Below are 799 nucleotides of genomic sequence, written 5' to 3'. Positions count from 1 at the left end.
ATAATAAATAGTATAATTATTATTACTTTTATCTAAAATTCAGAATTATATTTATACAAACTAATTTCAATCCACATCATTTAACAAACAGCTCAGAGTCAACAAGCTGTCACTTAAATGAACATCCTCCATCTTCACATCCTCTGGCACAATGAGATCGACAGGAGCAAAATTCCAGATACCTTTCACCCCATTTTTAACCAAAATGTCGCAAACCTTTTGTGCGTTATTACTTGGAACACATATTATGCCTATATCTATAACATTTTCTTTCAAATACTCAGGCAAATAATCAATATCATTTATCTCAATATCTCTAATTCTAAGGCCAATGAGTTTAGGATTTATATCAAATATAGCTTTTAATTCAAAACCCAACTTTTCAAATCTGGTATAATTAGCTATAGCCTGACCTATATTCCCTGCTCCTATTATTGCTGTTCTGTATAATTTTGTAAGTCCAAGTATGTTGCATATCTGACTATACAATTCACTTACATTATATCCATAACCCTGCTGACCAAAATCTCCAAAGCAATTTAAATCCTGTCTTATCTGGGAGGCTGTAAACCCTATTTTTTCACTCAATTCCTTTGAAGATATTCTATCCACATCATTTCTCATTAAATCGCCTAAATATCTATGGTATTTTGGTAATCTTTTTATAACAGCCATCGATATATTTTTCTTTTTATCCATAAAGCACCTCGTATTTATAAAATTTAGTGTATCATCTATTATTGTATCTATTAATAAAATAGTCCTAAATGATTTATTTCTATAATTTATACTATTATTT

Annotated in this window: 1 protein-coding gene; it reads right to left on the bottom strand. The window is 29.2% G+C overall.

The features are described from left to right. Positions 1-66 precede the first annotated feature (66 nt). A complete protein-coding gene (locus J5G60_RS18565) occupies positions 67-699 on the bottom strand; it encodes a redox-sensing transcriptional repressor Rex (RefSeq protein WP_150358868.1) in 633 nt (210 codons plus the stop codon). Positions 700-799 lie beyond the last annotated feature (100 nt).

Origin of the sequence: Clostridium sp. HV4-5-A1G, assembly GCF_900184915.1 — a bacterium.
Taxonomy (GTDB): Bacteria; Bacillota; Clostridia; order Clostridiales; family Clostridiaceae; genus Clostridium_B; species Clostridium_B aromativorans.
Note: the sequence above shows the minus strand (reverse complement) of the source record. Positions and strands in the feature narration are given on the sequence as shown.